Consider the following 16195-nt stretch of genomic DNA (forward strand, 5'->3'; position numbering starts at 1 on the left):
GAGCAGTATACGTCGCTAAAAACACTTCGTCAAGAAACTTCTCCGTTGTCGCGTCTCCTTGAAACGTTTAGAATAGAACTATTGTGATTTTTAGAAAGGGTGGACGGTATGCGTGAGTATTATGAGATTTCATTGACGATTAAAGCAGGCTATTTGAGTTCGGTCATCGAGTTGTTGAACCGGGAAGGCATCGCCCCTGACTATGCACTTGAAAAAGAAGGCGCGGTCTTTTTACTGTTCAACCACTTGCCATGGCCGAACGTCACGCGCGAACCGCACGCAGTCGAGCGTTTCTTGTTGACGTTGTCGCGCGAAGACTACCTGTTCGTCAAGACGAAACGAAAATCGCCCGTACCCGGCCATGAACCGGTCGCCTGCATGGGAGCGTATGATTCGCCTTTCCACGAATATTTGAAAATCGAGCTCGCCGTCGACGAATCCGATGCGAGCCATCTCGATATGTCGGCGTTCCGCCATTACTAAACAACGCACGCGCGTTGTTTTTTTGATGACTAGGTTTGAGCGTGGACGGGAATATAGGACAATATCTGACTGATAAAGGGGAATGTCTTGAATGGATACAGTTATGTTGATCGTCAACCCATCATCTGGGAAAGAATTAGGGAAAGAGCATGCGGCGTTCGCTGAAGAAGTGCTGCGCGAACGTTACGGAAACGTCGACGTCCGTTTTACTGAAAAAGCCGACGACGCCACACACTTTGCACGAGAAGCGGCGTCGAAACAATATAAAGCCGTCATCGCCATGGGCGGCGACGGCACGTTGAACGAGACGGTGGCCGGTCTCGCCGAAGCCGATCATCGTCCCGACTTCGGAATCATCCCACTCGGAACGGTGAACGATTTGGCACGGGCTCTCGGCGTACCGAGCGACCCGAAAGAAGCGATTGAAGCGCTGCGAACGGCAAAACCGTCACCGATGGACATTGGGAAGTATGAACATGGCTACTTCATGAACGTCATCGCCATCGGCCTCATCGCTGAGGCGGTCGATGAAGTCAGCGTCGAAGAGAAGACGAAATGGGGCCCGTTCGCCTACTTGATCGAAGGCATCAAAGCGTTCCGGGAACACAGTCCTTACTCGTTATCAGTTCAGGCCGAAGAGCACACGTTCGATGGGGACGCTTTTCTCGCCGTCATCGCGCTAACAAACTCGGTCGGCGGCTTTGAAAACTTCGAGCCTGATGCGAAGTTGAACGATGGCCTGCTTCACGTCTACTTGTTTGAGAATCTCGGTTTCACAGACGCCTTCCAGCTCGCTCCGGCCTTATTTACCGGTAAGCTTAAAGAAACAGACAGTGTGACCGCGTTCCAGACGAAGCGGGTGTATATCGATTCGCCTGATTCGCTTCCGGTCAACGCCGACGGGGACACGGGCGGGAAACTCCCGCTCACGTTTGAAGTGCTCCCAAGCCATCTCCAAGTGCTGAAACCAGTCTAATCTCTCGCCTCGGGACAGAAGGCTCGTTCGAGAAAGGAGAGATCGTTCGATGAACATCACACTCGTTCCGCTGCTCGAAGCGTCAGACGACATCGTCAAGACATTCAACCGGTGGAACAACGATCCCGAAATCGTTCATTTGATCCGCCCTGCTCGCTCGGAAGAAGAACTCGCGGCCGAGCAACGGATGACCGTCGCCGACTTGACGGATCGACTTCAGACACACGATATCTTTCTCATTTACGCTGACGACAGGCTCGTCGGCGAGGTAAACGTGATGTATGACGCGAACCATCTATACGTTCAAGAACCAGGGAGTGCCTGGCTCGGACTCGTCATCGGGGAAGCGGCGGGACGCGGCAAGGGTGCGGGTAGCGAGGCGCTCCGACTTTTGGAGGAACGGCTTCGTCACCAAGGCACGCCGCGCATCGAGCTCGGCGTGTTCGGGTTCAACGAGGCGGCACACCATCTCTATAAGAAGCTCGGCTATGTAGAAATTGCGCGCATCGATGCGTTCACGTACTGGAACGAACAATTTTGGCCCGATATCCGCATGGAAAAGCGACTGACATGACAAAGACCTTCCTCAAGCGAGGAAGGTCTTTCGTCAGTTGTTCAAGTTTTCGACTTCGACGACGCGGAACCCTTTTTGCTCGAGCTTCGCGACGATCTTGTCTTTCTTCGGCTCATCACAGTCAGGTGGCAACGTGATCAAAACACGGCGAAGCACTTTGCTCTTCGCGTCGAGCGTCATCAAACTCGCGATTGACGAGTATTTGCTGACGACTTTCGTGATTTTCTCGAGCGCACCTATCTGCTCGCTGAGTGCAATCGTGACGACGTAGCTGCCTGTATCACGGCTCCACGCCTCTTCGAGCATGCCGAGCATCTTCCCGTGTGGCAAAATACCGTAAAATTCATTGCTCTCGTCTTTTAAGACCGCGATATACGGTAACTCTTTGATCGAGAAGAAGACTTTGAAGAATCCGTCCGACTCGTGGACGTATTTCTGCGTATTTTTAATGAGTTCCATGACGTTGTCGTCAAGGCTCGCGCCACTCATTCCGTGACGATAAATATGCATCTTATAAATATTACCGCGGAAAAATGTTCCTGTCTCATCGAGGACAGGGACACAGCGGTATCCTGTCTTTTCAAGCGTATCGAGCGCTTCACGTAACGTCGCCTTTTCACTGATTGTGATGACGTCTTTTTTTGGAATGCATAAGCTATGCACTAACATGCGGTTTTCCTCCTAGCAAATTAAAAGTGGTCTACACCCTATTCATTACTATTCCCCAAATATGATTGAATTCCTGCCACCTTTTTCAAAACTTCGATTCTACCTTTCCGCGGTCATGGGATTTGTCGTAACGCCTAAAAGTCGTTATAGTGAAACTATCCAAACAGACAAAGGGGATTGAACGACTATGACGATGAAAAAAGCCTTAACAATCGCTGGTTCAGATACGAGTGGCGGTGCAGGCATTCAAGCTGACTTGAAGACGATGGAAGAGCTAGGTGTGTATGGCATGACCGCACTCACGGTCATCGTAGCCCAAAACCCACATAACGCTTGGCACCATGAAGTCTTCCCAATCGATACGACGTTGATCGAGAAGCAGATTGACACCGTCCTCGCCGGAATCGGCGTCGATGCCGTCAAGACAGGGATGCTCCCGACTCCAGAAATCATCGAGCTCGCGGCTCGTAAAATTAAAGAGTACGGCATTCAAAACGCAGTCGTCGACCCGGTCATGGCTTGTAAGGGAGCCGACGAGATCCTCAACCCAGACGTCGCCGTCGCGATGCGCAAATATCTCGTCCCTGTCGCTAAAATCATCACGCCGAACTTGTTCGAAGCGCGTATGCTCGCTGGCCTCGACAAGACACCGTCGACGATGGAAGAAATCAAAGAAGCCGCACGCTTGATCCATGAGCTCGGTGCTGAAATCGTCATCGTTAAAGTCGGTGGAAAACTTGGGTTCGACACGGCGTTTGACGTCCTCTATGACGGTAACGAGTACCGTCTGCTCGAAAGCGAAAAGATCGAACCTGCTTTCACGCACGGTGGCGGTTGCACATTCTCTTCAGCCATCGCCGCATCACTCGCGAATGGACATTCCGTCGACGAGTCGATTCGCATCGGGAAAGAGTTCATTACAGAAGCGGTCCGTCACTCGTTCCGCCTCAACCAATACGTTGGGCCGACGAACCATACCGGTTATCGTCAAAAACTAGCAACACAATCATAAACAAGGTGGCCCGGGGCGAACGTCCTGGGTCATTATTGCCATTGGAGGAGACTAGCGTGAAACCGATTCAACCTGAAACGATTCAAACGTATTTAAACGCACACGTGTCGACGCCTTTATACGCTCACGTCGAGACGACGAACGGCGCTTACGCCACACATAACGACCCGGATTTCCATAACGCCGGGATGTTTATCCGTAACGTCGTGATCGAGTACAGTATCGGTCAAATCAAAGGAGACGGACCGTATCGAGTCGGACTAAAGCTCGATCACGGCTGGCTCTACGTCGAAGGATTGACCGACTTTGAACAACACGGTGAACAGTTGCTGCTCGCCGGGCACGACCGTCTCGGACGCCTCGCCTGCGCGCTGCATCTAGACGTCAAACCGCTCCCGCAAGGAGCATCGGAGGTGGACAGCCAATGAACGGACCGTTACTTGTTATTTTCCCACACCCGGACGATGAGGCGTTCAGCTCGGCCGGAACGATCATTCAACATCAGAAGAACGGATTCCCCGTCACATACGTCTGTCTGACACTTGGTGAGATGGGCCGTAATATGGGCTCGCCAATCTTCACGACGCGTGAAGAACTGCCAAGAATCCGTAAACGCGAGCTCGAGGACGCCTGTGCCGTCATGGGCATCGACGACCTCCGGATGTGGGGACTGCGCGACAAGACCGTCGAATTCGAAGACGAGACCGAACTGACGAATCGCTTCAGCAAGTTGATCGCCGAAGTGAAACCGACCCGCGTCATCTCATTTTATCCAGGCTATGCCGTCCATCCCGACCATGAGGCGACAGCACGAGCGGTCGTCCGGGCGCTCCAAGAGATGGATGAAGCGAAGCGTCCCGAATTTTTAGGTGTCGCTTTCGATCACCGGACGGAATATGAGCTCGGCAAACCTCACGTCCTCATCGAAGTCGGTCAGGAGAGTGCCGCCAAACGTGAAGCGTTACTCGCCCACCGTTCACAGACGGAAGGGTTGCTCCGTGCAATCGACAACGCAGAAAACGCCCACGTCATGGAGTTACTCCAACGTGAGCGCTTCTATCATTATCCGTTCTCATGATTCAAACGCGTAACGCGTCATATACAGCAACAAACCTATAGTCCCTAACCCGATCAACGTTCCTAGCACGACGACGATATGTCCCATGTTCTCACCTCTACTTGGTTTTACGAACTGAATGAGTAATAAGTTTCAATAACGCGTGTGCGAACACGCGTTTTTTTCGTTAAAAGTATAAGACGTAAATGACTGCCGCCAAGACGAGCCGGTAAATCGCGAACGGCGTTAGTTTGACTTTGTTGATCAACTTCAAAAAGAATTTGATGGACAGCAACGCGAACAAGAAGGCACTGACGAATCCGATTAGGAAAACTGGGAGCGTGTCGACCGTGAAATAGCTCCACTTGCTGTAAAGCGAGAGCGCGCTCGCCCCGAACATGATCGGGACGGCCATGATGAATGTGAAGTCGGCCGCAGACCGGTGACTCATCCCGAGCAACACTCCGCCCGAAATGGTCGAGCCCGAACGTGAAAAGCCTGGCCAAAGCGAGAAACATTGAATCAAGCCGACTCCAAGCGCTTGTTTGTATGTGATGTCGTCAAGTGTCGTGGTCGTCTGTCGTTTCACGCCGGACAAGTCGGCGGCAATCATAAAGAACGCACCGATGACGAGTCCGATCAATACCGTCTTAATCGAAAACAGATGCGTGTCGATGTAGTCCTCAAACATGAGTCCGAGCACGGCCGCCGGGAGCAGACCGATAAAGATATGTAGCAGGTTCAACTTTTTCGTCGGCCCTTCGTGTCGAATCGCGAGCAACTCCTTCGGATTCAATAACTCTTTGAACCGACTCCTGAAAACGACGATGACCGCTAAGATCGAACCGAGCTGAATCACGATCTTGAACGTGTTAGCTACTTCTTGGCCTAGAAAACGACTTGAGTTGAGCCAAATATCATCGACCAAGATCATGTGTCCGGTCGAAGAGACAGGTGCGAACTCCGTCAATCCTTCGACGACGCCTAATAAAAAACCGATGAATAATTCATACCATTCCATTGCATCGTCCCCTAATCCAGTATTGCTTTTTATCATACACGGACGGGACGACGTTCTCTCTCGGTCTTGAGACGTAAAAAAAAGAGGGCGTCATGCCCCCCTTTCCCCTCACGCCTAAAAAAGAAGCTGGCTAATGTGCAATCCTAACCGCTTCTTGAGATCCACCCCGAACTCAGGGCAGCTTGACACGCGCACACGAACAAACCGATGACAAAGAAAGCAGTAAATAACGACATCCCAGCACCACCGATGAACAATATGCCGAGTCCGACAATCCCGGCATGCAAAAGCATCGATACCGTTGACTCGGTCGTGGCTCGAATCATGGACGGAAGAGCGCGATGGAGCACCCCGAAGTAGAGCGGTTCGACCGCCCCGACGAGTAGCGCCATCAGTGCCATCCAGAGCAGTCCGAACTGATTTGGGAACGTTCCGAGCAGTATAAACCCGATCCCGATACCCCAAGCGATGAGTTGTTGCCAGCGAGCGACCGGGGCAACTTTCAATAACACCGGGGCAAGCAGTTGACCGGGAATTTGAATGAGCAACAGTACGGTTGAGACCGCCCCGAACCAGTAGATTGGGACATTGACGTCACGCGCGTACAGCTGCCAAAACTCATCCACGAAATTGAATGCACTAACGACCAACACGAACGACCCGGTCAGCATGAGCAGTGACTTGTCGTTCCAAATGAAGCGGAAACCAGCCTTTAACTGCCGCCATGTCACCCCTTCTTCGTGGACCACCCGTCTCGGTTCGACGAGCAATAGACTGCACATCGTCGCGATGAACAGGCTCACAAGCGATAGCATGTAGTTGAACTCAAACGGAAACTTGGTCGCGAGCAAACTTCCGCTAAAGGCGGCGATGACGGCCGCGACGAGCCCGATGGCATTCAGGCGACCTAGCAATCGCTCAAACGCATCCGTATCTCCGTCTTGCTCGAGCGTTTCATACAACAAAGCGTTCTCGGACCCGCTGCGCAGCACCGCCCCGATGGCGGACAAACTAATCGCCAAGACAAACCCAATCAACGAAAACGACAGCAACAACACAATAAACGATAGCCATTCGAGCGCAATGCCGATTTGCAGCAGACGTCGTCGTTCCCAGCGGTCGGCTAAGACGCCGGTCGGCACTTCAAGGAACACGACGATGACGGCATAGACGATTTCCGTGTAGACCACTTCTTGAATCGTGATGCCGCGCGACTCCCAGAACAGACGTTCAATCGTATAGGCCGGAATCAACGCCTCAAACCAGCGCATCGCACCAAGCAACCCTACGTTTCGACGGACTTAGCTAGGGGACCGTGCTCTTCGTCTCATCATGATCTCCTCCTTGTTTACCTATTCCCGATTCCACAAAAAAGCCACGGAACATGTCCGTGGCCGATAGATTATTTTAATAGGTTGAGCATCTCACGGTTAAACGCCGGAATGTCGTCCGGTTGACGGCTCGTGACGAGCTGATTTTGGCAGACGACGACTTCTTTGTCGGCATACTTCGCACCGGCATACTCCATGTCGACTTTAATCGACTTGTACCCGGTCGCGTCGCGGCCTTCGAGCGTCTTCGCCGTGATCAACAGTTGCGGCCCGTGACAGATAGCGAATACCGGCTTCTTCGCATCCATGAACGCTTTCGCGAACTGGACGAAACGTTCGTCTTCGCGCAACAAGTCAGGTGAGAATCCGCCTGGTAAGAGCAGAGCGTCAAAGTCTTCTGGTGACACATCGTCGATCGCTTTGTCAATCGTGACTTTCGCCTCGCCTTGTTTGCCTTCGACGGTGTTGCCGGCTGCCTTTTCGATCGTGACAACTTCGTGCCCCGCTTCCACCAATGCGTCGCGTGGACCTGTAAACTCTACGTCTTCAAACATATCCGTGATTAGCGTTGCTACTTTTGCCATATCGGAAACACTCCCTAATTTTTGTTTTACGCACATAGGGACTGTTCCACCCGTCACGGACCGTTAAACATTCAGCGGAATTTCGAGACGTACGGATTGTCCCGCTCAAAGAAGCGGTACGCATAGTCACGCGCCTCACCACTGTTAGGGATACCGATGCGCGGGCCGGCCTCAATCTCGTTCACACCGTCCCCTTCGACAATATAGAGCGGTTCATGTTGGAGCGAGTGTCCGTATAAGTCCATCGTGATCCCGAGCGCCTTCGTCAGTTTACCAGGTCCGTTCGTCCGGTCGAACCGTTTGATGCCAGGACGATTGATTTCAATCAACTCCTGCCCGGCGACGGGTTCGACCGCCCGGATCAACACGGCTTCCGGTGATCCGATCGGACCGCTGACGACGTTCAAGAGCGTATGCGTGTGCATTTGATACGTGTACACATGTCCAGACTGCCCGAACATGATCTCGGTCCGATTCGTCCGTCTGCCGCCAAAACTGTGGGCTGCCTGATCGACCGCTCCGAGATACGCCTCCGTCTCGACAATCTTGCCAATGATCTGTCCGTCGAGATGATCATGGACGAGATAGTGCCCGAGCAACGACCGGGCCAGTTCGAGCGTCGGTTGTTCATAAAATGATGGGTCGAGCCGTTTCATCGTCATCCCTCCTCGTCCTTATTTTCTCAAACGAGGCTTGGCGACACAAAAAAGATGCCCCCATGACAAGAAACTTCCGTCTAGAAGGATTTTTATGCTTGAAGTAGAACTGTAGTATCTAGAAAGCGAGGCGAGTAAAGATGGGGTATCTGTTGGAATTACGAAAGACGGTCGGTAGTAGACCATTGATTAGTGTCGGGGCAACCATCCTGGTCATGAATGAGAAGCGAGAACTTTTGTTTCAACATCGTTCCGATACGTTAGATTGGGGCTTTCCAGGTGGTTCAATGGAATTGAATGAAACGTTAGAAGACGTCGCTACTCGTGAACTAAAAGAAGAGACGGGACTGATTACAAACCAATTTGAACTTATCGGTGTTTGTTCGGGTCCACGTTACTATTTCAAGTATCCAAACGGAGATGAAACATATGGCGTCATCCACCTGTTCCATGCGAAACGAGTAAGCGGAACACTGGAAATGAATGACGGGGAGAGTCTAAATCTTCAGTATTTTTCAAAAGACGCTCTTCCGGATCACATTGAAAAAAGAGCAGGCGCGCTCATGGAGCAGTTTGGCGCTTCGTTGTGGGAGTTAGATAGTTCATTCGTAACGAATAGTCCGGAGAACATGTTTCGTTCAAAAAAATAAATCCAGGACCGCAATTGCGGTTCTGGATTTATTTGTCCTGTATTCGATTAAGATGCGAGCTTGATCGCATCACGCTGCTTCCCCAACTTCACGTAACCGAGCACGATTGAGAAGATCGGGCTGAGCCAAAGGAAGAACGCGAACGGTGCGTACTCGAGCACCGGCACGCCTAGTGTCGCGGCGAAGAAGGCACCGGACACACCCCAAGGAATGAGCGGGTTGATGACCGTCCCGCCGTCTTCAAGCGCACGCGACAAGTAGCGCGGGTCGATGCCACGGTCGATAAATCCTTGTTTGAACGCTTGTCCCGGGAGCAAGATCGACAAGTACTGCTCGCCGGCGAGCAAGTTGACGCCAATCGAGCTGAGCACGACCGACAGCACCGAGCTGCCTGGCGACTTCAGACGCTCTAGTAACGCATCGACGATTGCTTGGAACACGCCCAGCTCACGGAGCAGTCCGCCGAAAGCGAGGGCAATCAACACGAGGCTGACCGACCAAAGCATCGATTCGAGGCCACCGCGATCGAGCACAGCCGCGATCGTCTCGTTCTCGACGCCCGACTTGAATCCGGCCTGCATGACACCGAACCAGTTAGAGACGTTCCAGTTACCTTGGACGAATCCGGCCGTCAACACACCGGCGAACATCCCGACGAGCATCGTCGGCAATACCGGCATACGACGGAAGGCGAGAACGGCGACGAGGACCGGGGCAAGCAGTGTCAACCATGACAAGTTGAACCGTCCGGCGAGTGCCGTCTGTGCTTCCGCGATTTGCGTCGTGTCGGCTGCTTGACCGCCGCGTCCGAGAACTGTGAATAAGATGAGTGTGATTACAATCGCGGGAACGGTCGTCCCCATCATAAAGCGGATATGGTCGAACAGTTTGACACCAGCCACAGCCGGTGCGAAGTTCGTCGTATCCGATAGCGGACTCATCTTGTCACCGAAGAGCGCACCTGACACGATGGCTCCGGCGGCGAGCGCCGGGGAAATCCCGAGTGCCATCCCGATCCCGAACAAGGCGACCCCGACGGTACCGACCGTCGTGAAGGCACTGCCCGTGAACGATGACACGATCATCGTGATGAGAAGCACGCTCGGTAAGAACCACTGGGCCGAGATTGTATTTAAACCGATGGAGAGGATCGTCGCCACCGTGCCAGACATTTGCCATACTCCGATCAGCATCCCGATCAGCAATAAAATCATGATTGGCATAATCGCTTCACGAATCCCGTTGATCATCGCGGTCTCGATGCGTTTAAAGTCACGCGTGCGATAATACGCGTAACCCCCTATTAATACCATTGTGCCAAAGATCGCCATATGTGGCGTCGCTTTGGCCAAAAACATCAGTGCGAGCAAGGAAATCCCGCTCATCAGCACGACGAATACAGCCTCTTTTCCTTTCATCTGCATCGACGTCCCCTCCTTTCAGTTCCATTATTTTCTACCTAACCGCTTAAACGCTTTTATGCATGAAAGTGTGTCAGTGATGTTCTTTACTATACCTACTTCTCTTTTCCCTGTCAAACGTCTTTTTATGGTAAAGTAAACGCTCGAGGGTGACCTCCGGAGTTCGTAACCTCCTCCGACATCAAAACTAGCGAAAAAGGAAGTGTGCACGTTGCAACACGAAAAAGCATTGGTCGTCTTCAGTGGCGGTCAAGATTCAACCACTTGCCTGTTTTGGGCAAAACAACAATTCTCTCATGTGGAAGCCGTGACGTTCGCCTACGGGCAGCGCCATGATGCGGAAATCGAGGTCGCGAAAGAGATCGCGGCCGAACTTGATGTCCCGCACCACATCCTCGATTTGTCCTTACTCGGACAACTCACCTCAAACGCGTTGACGAGACATGATCTCGACATCGACAATGCGGACGTCCCAAATACGTTCGTCGATGGACGCAACCATTTATTCTTATCCTTTGCGGCCGTCATGGCCAAACAACTCGGTATGCATCACATCATCACCGGTGTCTGTGAGACCGACTTCTCGGGCTACCCGGACTGTCGCGACCAATTCGTCAAATCATTGAACGTGACACTCAACTTAGCGATGGACTACCCGTTCGTCATCGATACACCTCTCATGTGGCTCGATAAAAAGCAGACGTGGGAACTCGCGGACCGGCTCGGAGCGTTCGACTTCATCAAAGAGCGAACCCTCACCTGCTATAACGGTGTACTCGGTTCAGGCTGCGGCGAATGTCCGGCGTGTGTACTCCGTCAAAACGGGCTCGCTGCATACGAGGAGGTACGCGTATGAAACACGCCCCATTCCTCGCCCCGACGAGCGTCGAAGCCAAACAAGACGGCTCGCTCATCTACTGCCCGCACCGCGTCCAAATCGTCAAAGAAGTGACGTTCGATGCGGCCCATCACTTGTTTGATTACGATGGCAAGTGCCGAGCGCTCCACGGACATACGTACAAACTTCAAATGGGGATCAGCGGTTTTCTCGACAATCGCGGGATGACGCTCGACTTCGGTGACTTGAAAGCCATCTTTAAAGAAGAGCTCGAACCGTATCTCGACCACCGCTATTTAAATGAGTCCCTTCCATATATGAATACGACAGCAGAAAATATGTGCTACTGGATTTTCGATCAGCTCGCTAAGCATTTGCCTGACGAACGCGACGTCCGCGTTGAATTCGTCCGCCTTTATGAGACACCGACGTCCTACGCCGAGTTCCGGCGCGAATGGCTGGTGGACTGATGAAGATCCCTGTCCTCGAAGTGTTCGGTCCGACGTTTCAAGGTGAAGGCCGCGCCATCGGACAGAAGACGATGTTCGTCCGGACCGCCGGTTGCGATTATCGCTGCGCCTGGTGCGACTCCGCCTTCACCTGGGACGGTTCGGAAAAGCCCGACATGCTGACGGCTGATGACATCATCGTACGTCTCGACGAGCTTGGGATGTACGATTACGTCACGATCTCAGGCGGCAACCCGCTCCTCATCGCCGGTATGAAAGACTTGGTCGAAAAGTTGAAAGTGCGCGGCGTCAAACTCGCCGTCGAGACACAAGGTAGCCGGTATCAAGACTGGCTCCAAGACATCGACGACGTGACGCTCAGCCCGAAACCACCGTCGTCCGGCATGACGACCGATTGGGAAAAACTCGACGCCATCGTCGAACGGCTGCGTCCCGAACAGACGACGTTCAAAATCGCCGTGTTCGATGAGGTCGATCTCGCCTATGCGAAAGACGTCCAAACCCGCTACACCCCGGACGTCATGTACTTGTCGGCCGGCAACCCTGAGCCCGGGGCGGACGGTGACATCACCGACGCGCAGCTCAAACGTTTGAAAGAGTTGTGGGAAGACGTTGCGCGTGACCCGTCATGGCAAAGCGTCCGTGTCTTGCCGCAGCTACACACATTACTATACGCCAACGAACGTGGCGTCTAAGGAGAATGAATATGAGACCAGAAGACTTACAAGACTTGTCGCTCCTCGGCCAGAAGAGCGTCCCATACATTTTTGAATACGCCCCAGACGTGCTCGAGGCGTTCCCGAACCGGCATCCGGAAAACGATTATTTCGTAAAGTTCAACGCACCGGAATTCACATCGCTCTGCCCGATCACGAATCAGCCGGACTTTGCGACGATCTACATCTCGTACATCCCGGACGAGAAACTCGTCGAGTCGAAGTCACTCAAGCTTTATTTATTCAGCTTCCGTAACCACGGCGACTTCCACGAAAACTGCATCAACGTCATCGGGAAAGACCTCGTCAAGCTGATGGAACCGCGCTACCTCGAAGTGTGGGGCAAGTTCACGCCCCGCGGCGGCATCTCAATCGACCCGTACTACAACTACGGCAAGCCGGGCACGAAATATGAGAAAATGGCCGAACATCGCCTCTTCAACCACGATTTATACCCTGAGACGGTCGACAACCGTTAAGCAAAGAAGTAGACGCTCATCCAATTGAGCGCCTACTTCTTTTTGTAACGGTTGATTTGTTGCTTGATCGGTTCGCGGAACACGGTCGCGACGAGTGTCAACACGACAAAGACGAAGAGCGCGAGGATGACCAGTTTCATATCCCCGCTCGCGAGGCTACTGCCGAGGAAGTTGTTCGCGAACGCCCCCGGAATCATACCGACCGAAGTCGCGAAGACATAAGCCGGGAGTCGCACTTTCGCCAAACCTGAGGCATAACTGACCAAATCAAAGTTGACGAGCGGGATCAATCGTAAGATCAAGACGTAAAAGAATCCGTCTTCTTCGATTTTGTGCTGAATCTTCTCATAATCGCTCGATTTGAAATGGCGCAGAAACCGGTCTCCGAAGCGAACCGCTACATAATAAGCGACGAGTGCGCTGAGCGTGGCGCCTATGACCGTATAGACGACACCGGGCAGCGTCCCAAACGCCAATCCGCCCGCAACCGACAAGACGGACGTCGGAAATAAGATCAACGGGCGAACGGTGAACAATAAAATATAAATGAGCGGGGCGAGCCAACCGAATTGAACGATATAATCTCGGATCTCCCCCGGTCGCAAGTCGATCCACTGATAGAGAAACGTCGCTGTCCCGAATACGAGCAAAACGACGGCAATGACCCATTGTGTTTTCCACTTGTTCATCGGTCAACCTCCCCTCTTTCTTTCATCATATCGCCTCACCTCGAAAAAGTAACGCCTTCCTTTTTTTAGGAATCACAGTGTGGTACGGTTAGAAAAAGCAGAAGGAGGAATCCCAATGTACCTGGCAGATGCCATCAAATTGAAATACCTGCTCTTGAAGCAGATTGATAAGTTGTTACAAGAAGTCGAACGTGTCGCGTTCATCGAGCTCGAGAAGGATGAGCCGCTCCCGACGATCCAATCCCGCTCGCTCGAGGATATCGAGGTCGAGCTCCAATCGATTCGGACCGACATGCGTCGGCTCGACCGCCTCGTCTGTGAAGCGCACTTGCATACCGTCATCGAGACGAACGATGGACCGCTCCCGCTCGTCGAGGCGATCGAGTTCGCCGTTCAGTTGCGAGCTCAGGCTCGGATGTATCAAGACTTGGCCGAACGTCCGAAACGCGAATTTCAATCGGGTCACGGTGAAGGCACTACTGTCATCAAGCACGCGCTTTATGACCCGGAACTGTACCGTTTGAAGGCGCTCGACGTCGAGAAACGGGCCAACCGTATCTCAAGCGCCATCGATGCGTCCAATCACCGGACCGAAATCGACTTTGATGCGAGCCGATATATGTAAGCTAAAAACGCGTCGGGGAATATCCCGACGCGTTTTACATGTGATGATGGTCGTTATGATGATTGTGGTGGTCATGATGGTGCGAACCAGACCGACGTCTCGGCGCCGGCTCATCGGCGAACTTCTCGCCGTCTAAAATACCGAGCCGCTTATATTGGCGGTCGACCCGTTCTTTCGTCTCGTCTCCGACGTGCGGTGATTCCATGACGAGTTGATAGCTACCGAGCGCCACCCGAAACGGCTCCATCTGCGTGCGATGGACCGGAAACGACTTCACGTCCCGTAAGTAATCGGCGAGCCGGTTCGCTGATGCGTCATCGGGATAATCTGCGAGGTCTGAGGCGAAGCGTTGCATGTCTTTCAACAGACTGCCCGTCTTCACTTGATGACGGATGCCACTAATAATGGCGATGACGATTACCGTGACGATAGCTAAGATGAAAATCAGAAAAAAGATTGGCATCTCACCAAAAAATGAGTCCCCCATCCCCGTCGAATCGATATAGACTTCTTCTCCAAATGCTAGCGTATTGAACATGTCTGTGCCCCCTTTCTGCTACATACGATCATCTCTCGGTTTTTGTTTCATCTCCATGAAAAAAAGCCGTGGTCTTTAACCCACGGCCGACATACTTAGTTCAGTTGTTTCTCCATCATGATGCGCGGTGCGCCATCTTCCGTGTACGCCCCCATGATGTCGTAGCCACAGAGCAGGTTCAAAATGATGACGCCTTTGTTCGTGTTGCGCGCTTTCGTCCGAATCGAGTGGAACCCTTGCGCTTTCACCCATTCGAGTTGCGTATCCATCAACTTGCGGCCGATCCCGTGCTTTTGGAACTCAGGATGCACGCCGCCAGCCCAGCTATAGAAGCGATATGGCTCAGCCTCGTAGCCGATCTTGAATCCGACGGGCCGGTCGTCAGAAAATGCGAGTAACACGAGCGGGTTGGCATGGCGGTACAGTCGTTCTTTAAAACGAAGTTGGTCGATGTCGCCGTACAGATGGCGATACAGGTTGAAGAATTCCTCTTCAAACTCGTTAAAGTTCGTCGTCACATCTTTCACGATAAATGAACTGGTCGTACTCATCTTTCCATCCCCTTTCGAAATATGGACAAGTTACTCGTACGCCTGTTTATTTCGCCATCTACTCGGATTTTCCTGTTTCTCGCTCAAATGCGTTCAAACCTTTTTGTTTGTACACCCCGAGCGAACGTTTCGGGAGACTCCGTACCATCCAGTTTTTGAACACACGTTGTTTGTCCTCGATCGATAGTCCGTATCCTTCCGTCACGATATGACGGGCCCGCGTCGTCACGTCATAAAGCGAGATGGCGGCAGCGACCGAGATATTTAAACTTTGGACATAGCCTTGCATCGGGATGACGTAATTCCCGTCCGCTTTCGCGAGTGCCTGCTCCGACACACCGTGATGCTCATTCCCGAATAAGAGTACGGTCGGTTTTGACACGTCGACGTCTTCGAGCGGGATCGCCTCTTCGCTGAGCGCCGTCGCAAGTATTTGATAGCCGTCTACTTTCAACTGGTCGATCGCCTCTTCAATCGAAGCGTGTTCGACCACGTCGACCCAACGATCGGCACTCTTGGCGATAATCGAGTTCGGTTTGAACTTGGCCCGCCCTTCAACGACGTGAAGCGTCTGCACACCGAACGCATCCGCCGAGCGTAATACTGCCGATTGATTGTGCGGATCATCAACGCCTTCGGTCAATACTGTAATGTGATTCGTCCGCGTGTTCAACACGTCTTGCATCCGCTTGACGCGGTCTGGCATGAGCATTGCGAACAGGAGCCGGTCCTCTTCTGCCATAACGCCTGTTCGCAGCAACTCTTCAAGCAACGCAGCCTGCTCTTTTTTTGACAATGCCGATGTCGTCTGTCTCCATCCCATTCTTCTCGCCCCTTTCAACCTCTAGTATTTTA

The 16195-nt window shown here is 52.6% G+C and carries 22 protein-coding genes; 12 read left to right on the plus strand and 10 right to left on the minus strand.

What is annotated here, in order from left to right; all coding sequences use genetic code 11:
* The first annotated feature begins 108 nt into the window (after positions 1-108).
* The 3 genes from EVJ22_RS13625 to EVJ22_RS13635 all read left to right on the plus strand — a co-directional run bounded on the left by EVJ22_RS13625 (position 109) and on the right by EVJ22_RS13635 (position 2033).
* Positions 109-483 (plus strand): hypothetical protein, encoded by a 375-nt coding sequence (locus tag EVJ22_RS13625; protein ID WP_070328315.1) that lies wholly within the window; start codon positions 109-111, stop codon positions 481-483.
* 91 nt (positions 484-574) lie between these two features.
* A complete protein-coding gene (locus EVJ22_RS13630) occupies positions 575-1459 on the plus strand; it encodes a diacylglycerol/lipid kinase family protein (RefSeq protein WP_071398868.1) in 885 nt (294 codons plus the stop codon).
* 49 nt (positions 1460-1508) lie between these two features.
* Positions 1509-2033: a GNAT family N-acetyltransferase gene (locus tag EVJ22_RS13635; RefSeq protein ID WP_071398867.1), complete on the plus strand. Its 525-nt coding sequence runs from the start codon at positions 1509-1511 to the stop codon at positions 2031-2033.
* A gap of 33 nt (positions 2034-2066) precedes the next feature.
* Here the strand turns inward: EVJ22_RS13635 and cbpA are convergent, their stop codons facing one another.
* Positions 2067-2702, minus strand: a complete 636-nt coding sequence (gene cbpA / locus EVJ22_RS13640; protein WP_071398866.1) for a cyclic di-AMP binding protein CbpA — start codon at positions 2700-2702, stop codon at positions 2067-2069.
* A gap of 187 nt (positions 2703-2889) precedes the next feature.
* Here cbpA and pdxK point away from each other — a divergent pair, with 187 nt between their 5' ends.
* The 3 genes from pdxK to bshB2 are packed head-to-tail and all read left to right on the plus strand — an operon-like array spanning position 2890 to position 4792.
* On the plus strand, positions 2890-3714 hold the full coding sequence (gene pdxK, locus EVJ22_RS13645) for a pyridoxine/pyridoxal/pyridoxamine kinase (RefSeq protein ID WP_071398865.1): 825 nt from the start codon (positions 2890-2892) through the stop codon (positions 3712-3714).
* A 56-nt stretch (positions 3715-3770) separates the two neighbouring features.
* A complete protein-coding gene (locus EVJ22_RS13650; protein WP_016509734.1) occupies positions 3771-4142 on the plus strand; it encodes a YojF family protein in 372 nt (123 codons plus the stop codon).
* Complete coding sequence (bshB2, locus tag EVJ22_RS13655; protein ID WP_131444125.1) at positions 4139-4792, plus strand: bacillithiol biosynthesis deacetylase BshB2; 654 nt, start codon at positions 4139-4141, stop codon at positions 4790-4792. Before EVJ22_RS13650 ends, bshB2 begins: the two co-directional genes overlap by 4 nt.
* 166 nt (positions 4793-4958) lie before the next feature.
* On the opposite strand, the gene EVJ22_RS13660 is transcribed toward bshB2, so the two are convergent.
* From EVJ22_RS13660 to EVJ22_RS13675, 4 genes are all read right to left on the minus strand, one after another.
* Positions 4959-5792 carry an undecaprenyl-diphosphate phosphatase gene (locus EVJ22_RS13660; RefSeq protein ID WP_131444126.1) on the minus strand — a complete coding sequence of 278 codons (834 nt, stop codon included), beginning with the start codon at positions 5790-5792 and terminating at the stop codon, positions 4959-4961.
* 143 nt (positions 5793-5935) lie between these two features.
* Positions 5936-7063, minus strand: coding sequence for an MFS transporter (locus EVJ22_RS13665; RefSeq protein WP_131444127.1), 1128 nt, complete (start codon positions 7061-7063; stop codon positions 5936-5938).
* 131 nt (positions 7064-7194) lie between these two features.
* Entirely contained in the window at positions 7195-7707 is a 513-nt protein-coding gene (locus EVJ22_RS13670) for a type 1 glutamine amidotransferase domain-containing protein (RefSeq protein WP_131444128.1), read from the minus strand.
* Positions 7708-7778: 71 nt separating this feature from the next.
* Positions 7779-8369, minus strand: coding sequence for a DNA-3-methyladenine glycosylase (locus EVJ22_RS13675; protein WP_131444129.1), 591 nt, complete (start codon positions 8367-8369; stop codon positions 7779-7781).
* Positions 8370-8503: 134 nt separating this feature from the next.
* Between EVJ22_RS13675 and EVJ22_RS13680 the strand changes: the two genes are divergently transcribed.
* Positions 8504-9013 (plus strand): NUDIX hydrolase, encoded by a 510-nt coding sequence (locus EVJ22_RS13680; protein WP_131441732.1) that lies wholly within the window; start codon positions 8504-8506, stop codon positions 9011-9013.
* A 47-nt stretch (positions 9014-9060) separates the two neighbouring features.
* On the opposite strand, the gene nhaC is transcribed toward EVJ22_RS13680, so the two are convergent.
* A complete protein-coding gene (gene nhaC, locus EVJ22_RS13685) occupies positions 9061-10437 on the minus strand; it encodes a Na+/H+ antiporter NhaC (RefSeq protein ID WP_131444130.1) in 1377 nt (458 codons plus the stop codon).
* A 208-nt stretch (positions 10438-10645) separates the two neighbouring features.
* Between nhaC and queC the strand changes: the two genes are divergently transcribed.
* Genes queC through queF form a run of 4 tightly spaced genes read left to right on the plus strand, consistent with a single transcriptional unit; the run spans position 10646 to position 12937 of the window.
* Complete coding sequence (queC, locus tag EVJ22_RS13690; RefSeq protein WP_035386372.1) at positions 10646-11290, plus strand: 7-cyano-7-deazaguanine synthase QueC; 645 nt, start codon at positions 10646-10648, stop codon at positions 11288-11290.
* Entirely contained in the window at positions 11287-11742 is a 456-nt protein-coding gene (queD, locus tag EVJ22_RS13695; RefSeq protein WP_016509716.1) for a 6-carboxytetrahydropterin synthase QueD, read from the plus strand. The genes queC and queD overlap by 4 nt, the downstream gene beginning before the upstream one ends.
* Positions 11742-12437, plus strand: coding sequence for a 7-carboxy-7-deazaguanine synthase QueE (gene queE / locus EVJ22_RS13700; protein WP_233589723.1), 696 nt, complete (start codon positions 11742-11744; stop codon positions 12435-12437). Before queD ends, queE begins: the two co-directional genes overlap by 1 nt.
* Positions 12438-12448: 11 nt before the next feature.
* Complete coding sequence (gene queF, locus EVJ22_RS13705) at positions 12449-12937, plus strand: preQ(1) synthase (RefSeq protein ID WP_029333812.1); 489 nt, start codon at positions 12449-12451, stop codon at positions 12935-12937.
* A gap of 32 nt (positions 12938-12969) precedes the next feature.
* On the opposite strand, the gene EVJ22_RS13710 is transcribed toward queF, so the two are convergent.
* Positions 12970-13626, minus strand: a complete 657-nt coding sequence (locus tag EVJ22_RS13710) for a TVP38/TMEM64 family protein (protein WP_071398856.1) — start codon at positions 13624-13626, stop codon at positions 12970-12972.
* Positions 13627-13741: 115 nt separating this feature from the next.
* Between EVJ22_RS13710 and EVJ22_RS13715 the strand changes: the two genes are divergently transcribed.
* Entirely contained in the window at positions 13742-14251 is a 510-nt protein-coding gene (locus EVJ22_RS13715) for a hypothetical protein (RefSeq protein ID WP_071398855.1), read from the plus strand.
* Between the two features lie 34 nt (positions 14252-14285).
* Here the strand turns inward: EVJ22_RS13715 and EVJ22_RS13720 are convergent, their stop codons facing one another.
* The 3 genes from EVJ22_RS13720 to EVJ22_RS13730 form a co-directional block, all read right to left on the minus strand.
* On the minus strand, positions 14286-14789 hold the full coding sequence (locus EVJ22_RS13720; protein WP_071398854.1) for a hypothetical protein: 504 nt from the start codon (positions 14787-14789) through the stop codon (positions 14286-14288).
* A 95-nt stretch (positions 14790-14884) separates the two neighbouring features.
* Positions 14885-15340 (minus strand): GNAT family N-acetyltransferase, encoded by a 456-nt coding sequence (locus EVJ22_RS13725; RefSeq protein WP_233589724.1) that lies wholly within the window; start codon positions 15338-15340, stop codon positions 14885-14887.
* Between the two features lie 58 nt (positions 15341-15398).
* On the minus strand, positions 15399-16163 hold the full coding sequence (locus tag EVJ22_RS13730) for a TrmH family RNA methyltransferase (protein ID WP_071398853.1): 765 nt from the start codon (positions 16161-16163) through the stop codon (positions 15399-15401).
* Between the last annotated feature and the right edge of the window lie 32 nt (positions 16164-16195).

The sequence above is a fragment of the Exiguobacterium sp. SH0S7 genome (assembly GCF_004337195.1).
In the GTDB taxonomy this organism is placed as follows: Bacteria; Bacillota; Bacilli; order Exiguobacteriales; family Exiguobacteriaceae; genus Exiguobacterium; species Exiguobacterium aurantiacum_A.

Coding starts and splice junctions, on each gene's coding strand:
- EVJ22_RS13625 (WP_070328315.1), top strand. CDS start 109: ATGCGTGAGTATTATGAGATTTCATTGACGATTAAAGCAGGCTATTTG.
- EVJ22_RS13630 (WP_071398868.1), top strand. CDS start 575: ATGGATACAGTTATGTTGATCGTCAACCCATCATCTGGGAAAGAATTA.
- EVJ22_RS13635 (WP_071398867.1), top strand. CDS start 1,509: ATGAACATCACACTCGTTCCGCTGCTCGAAGCGTCAGACGACATCGTC.
- cbpA (WP_071398866.1), bottom strand. CDS start 2,702: ATGTTAGTGCATAGCTTATGCATTCCAAAAAAAGACGTCATCACAATC.
- pdxK (WP_071398865.1), top strand. CDS start 2,890: ATGACGATGAAAAAAGCCTTAACAATCGCTGGTTCAGATACGAGTGGC.
- bshB2 (WP_131444125.1), top strand. CDS start 4,139: ATGAACGGACCGTTACTTGTTATTTTCCCACACCCGGACGATGAGGCG.
- EVJ22_RS13660 (WP_131444126.1), bottom strand. CDS start 5,792: ATGGAATGGTATGAATTATTCATCGGTTTTTTATTAGGCGTCGTCGAA.
- EVJ22_RS13665 (WP_131444127.1), bottom strand. CDS start 7,063: ATGCGCTGGTTTGAGGCGTTGATTCCGGCCTATACGATTGAACGTCTG.
- EVJ22_RS13670 (WP_131444128.1), bottom strand. CDS start 7,707: ATGGCAAAAGTAGCAACGCTAATCACGGATATGTTTGAAGACGTAGAG.
- EVJ22_RS13675 (WP_131444129.1), bottom strand. CDS start 8,369: ATGACGATGAAACGGCTCGACCCATCATTTTATGAACAACCGACGCTC.
- EVJ22_RS13680 (WP_131441732.1), top strand. CDS start 8,504: ATGGGGTATCTGTTGGAATTACGAAAGACGGTCGGTAGTAGACCATTG.
- nhaC (WP_131444130.1), bottom strand. CDS start 10,437: ATGCAGATGAAAGGAAAAGAGGCTGTATTCGTCGTGCTGATGAGCGGG.
- queD (WP_016509716.1), top strand. CDS start 11,287: ATGAAACACGCCCCATTCCTCGCCCCGACGAGCGTCGAAGCCAAACAA.
- queE (WP_233589723.1), top strand. CDS start 11,742: ATGAAGATCCCTGTCCTCGAAGTGTTCGGTCCGACGTTTCAAGGTGAA.
- queF (WP_029333812.1), top strand. CDS start 12,449: ATGAGACCAGAAGACTTACAAGACTTGTCGCTCCTCGGCCAGAAGAGC.
- EVJ22_RS13710 (WP_071398856.1), bottom strand. CDS start 13,626: ATGAACAAGTGGAAAACACAATGGGTCATTGCCGTCGTTTTGCTCGTA.
- EVJ22_RS13715 (WP_071398855.1), top strand. CDS start 13,742: ATGTACCTGGCAGATGCCATCAAATTGAAATACCTGCTCTTGAAGCAG.
- EVJ22_RS13720 (WP_071398854.1), bottom strand. CDS start 14,789: ATGTTCAATACGCTAGCATTTGGAGAAGAAGTCTATATCGATTCGACG.
- EVJ22_RS13725 (WP_233589724.1), bottom strand. CDS start 15,340: ATGAGTACGACCAGTTCATTTATCGTGAAAGATGTGACGACGAACTTT.
- EVJ22_RS13730 (WP_071398853.1), bottom strand. CDS start 16,163: ATGGGATGGAGACAGACGACATCGGCATTGTCAAAAAAAGAGCAGGCT.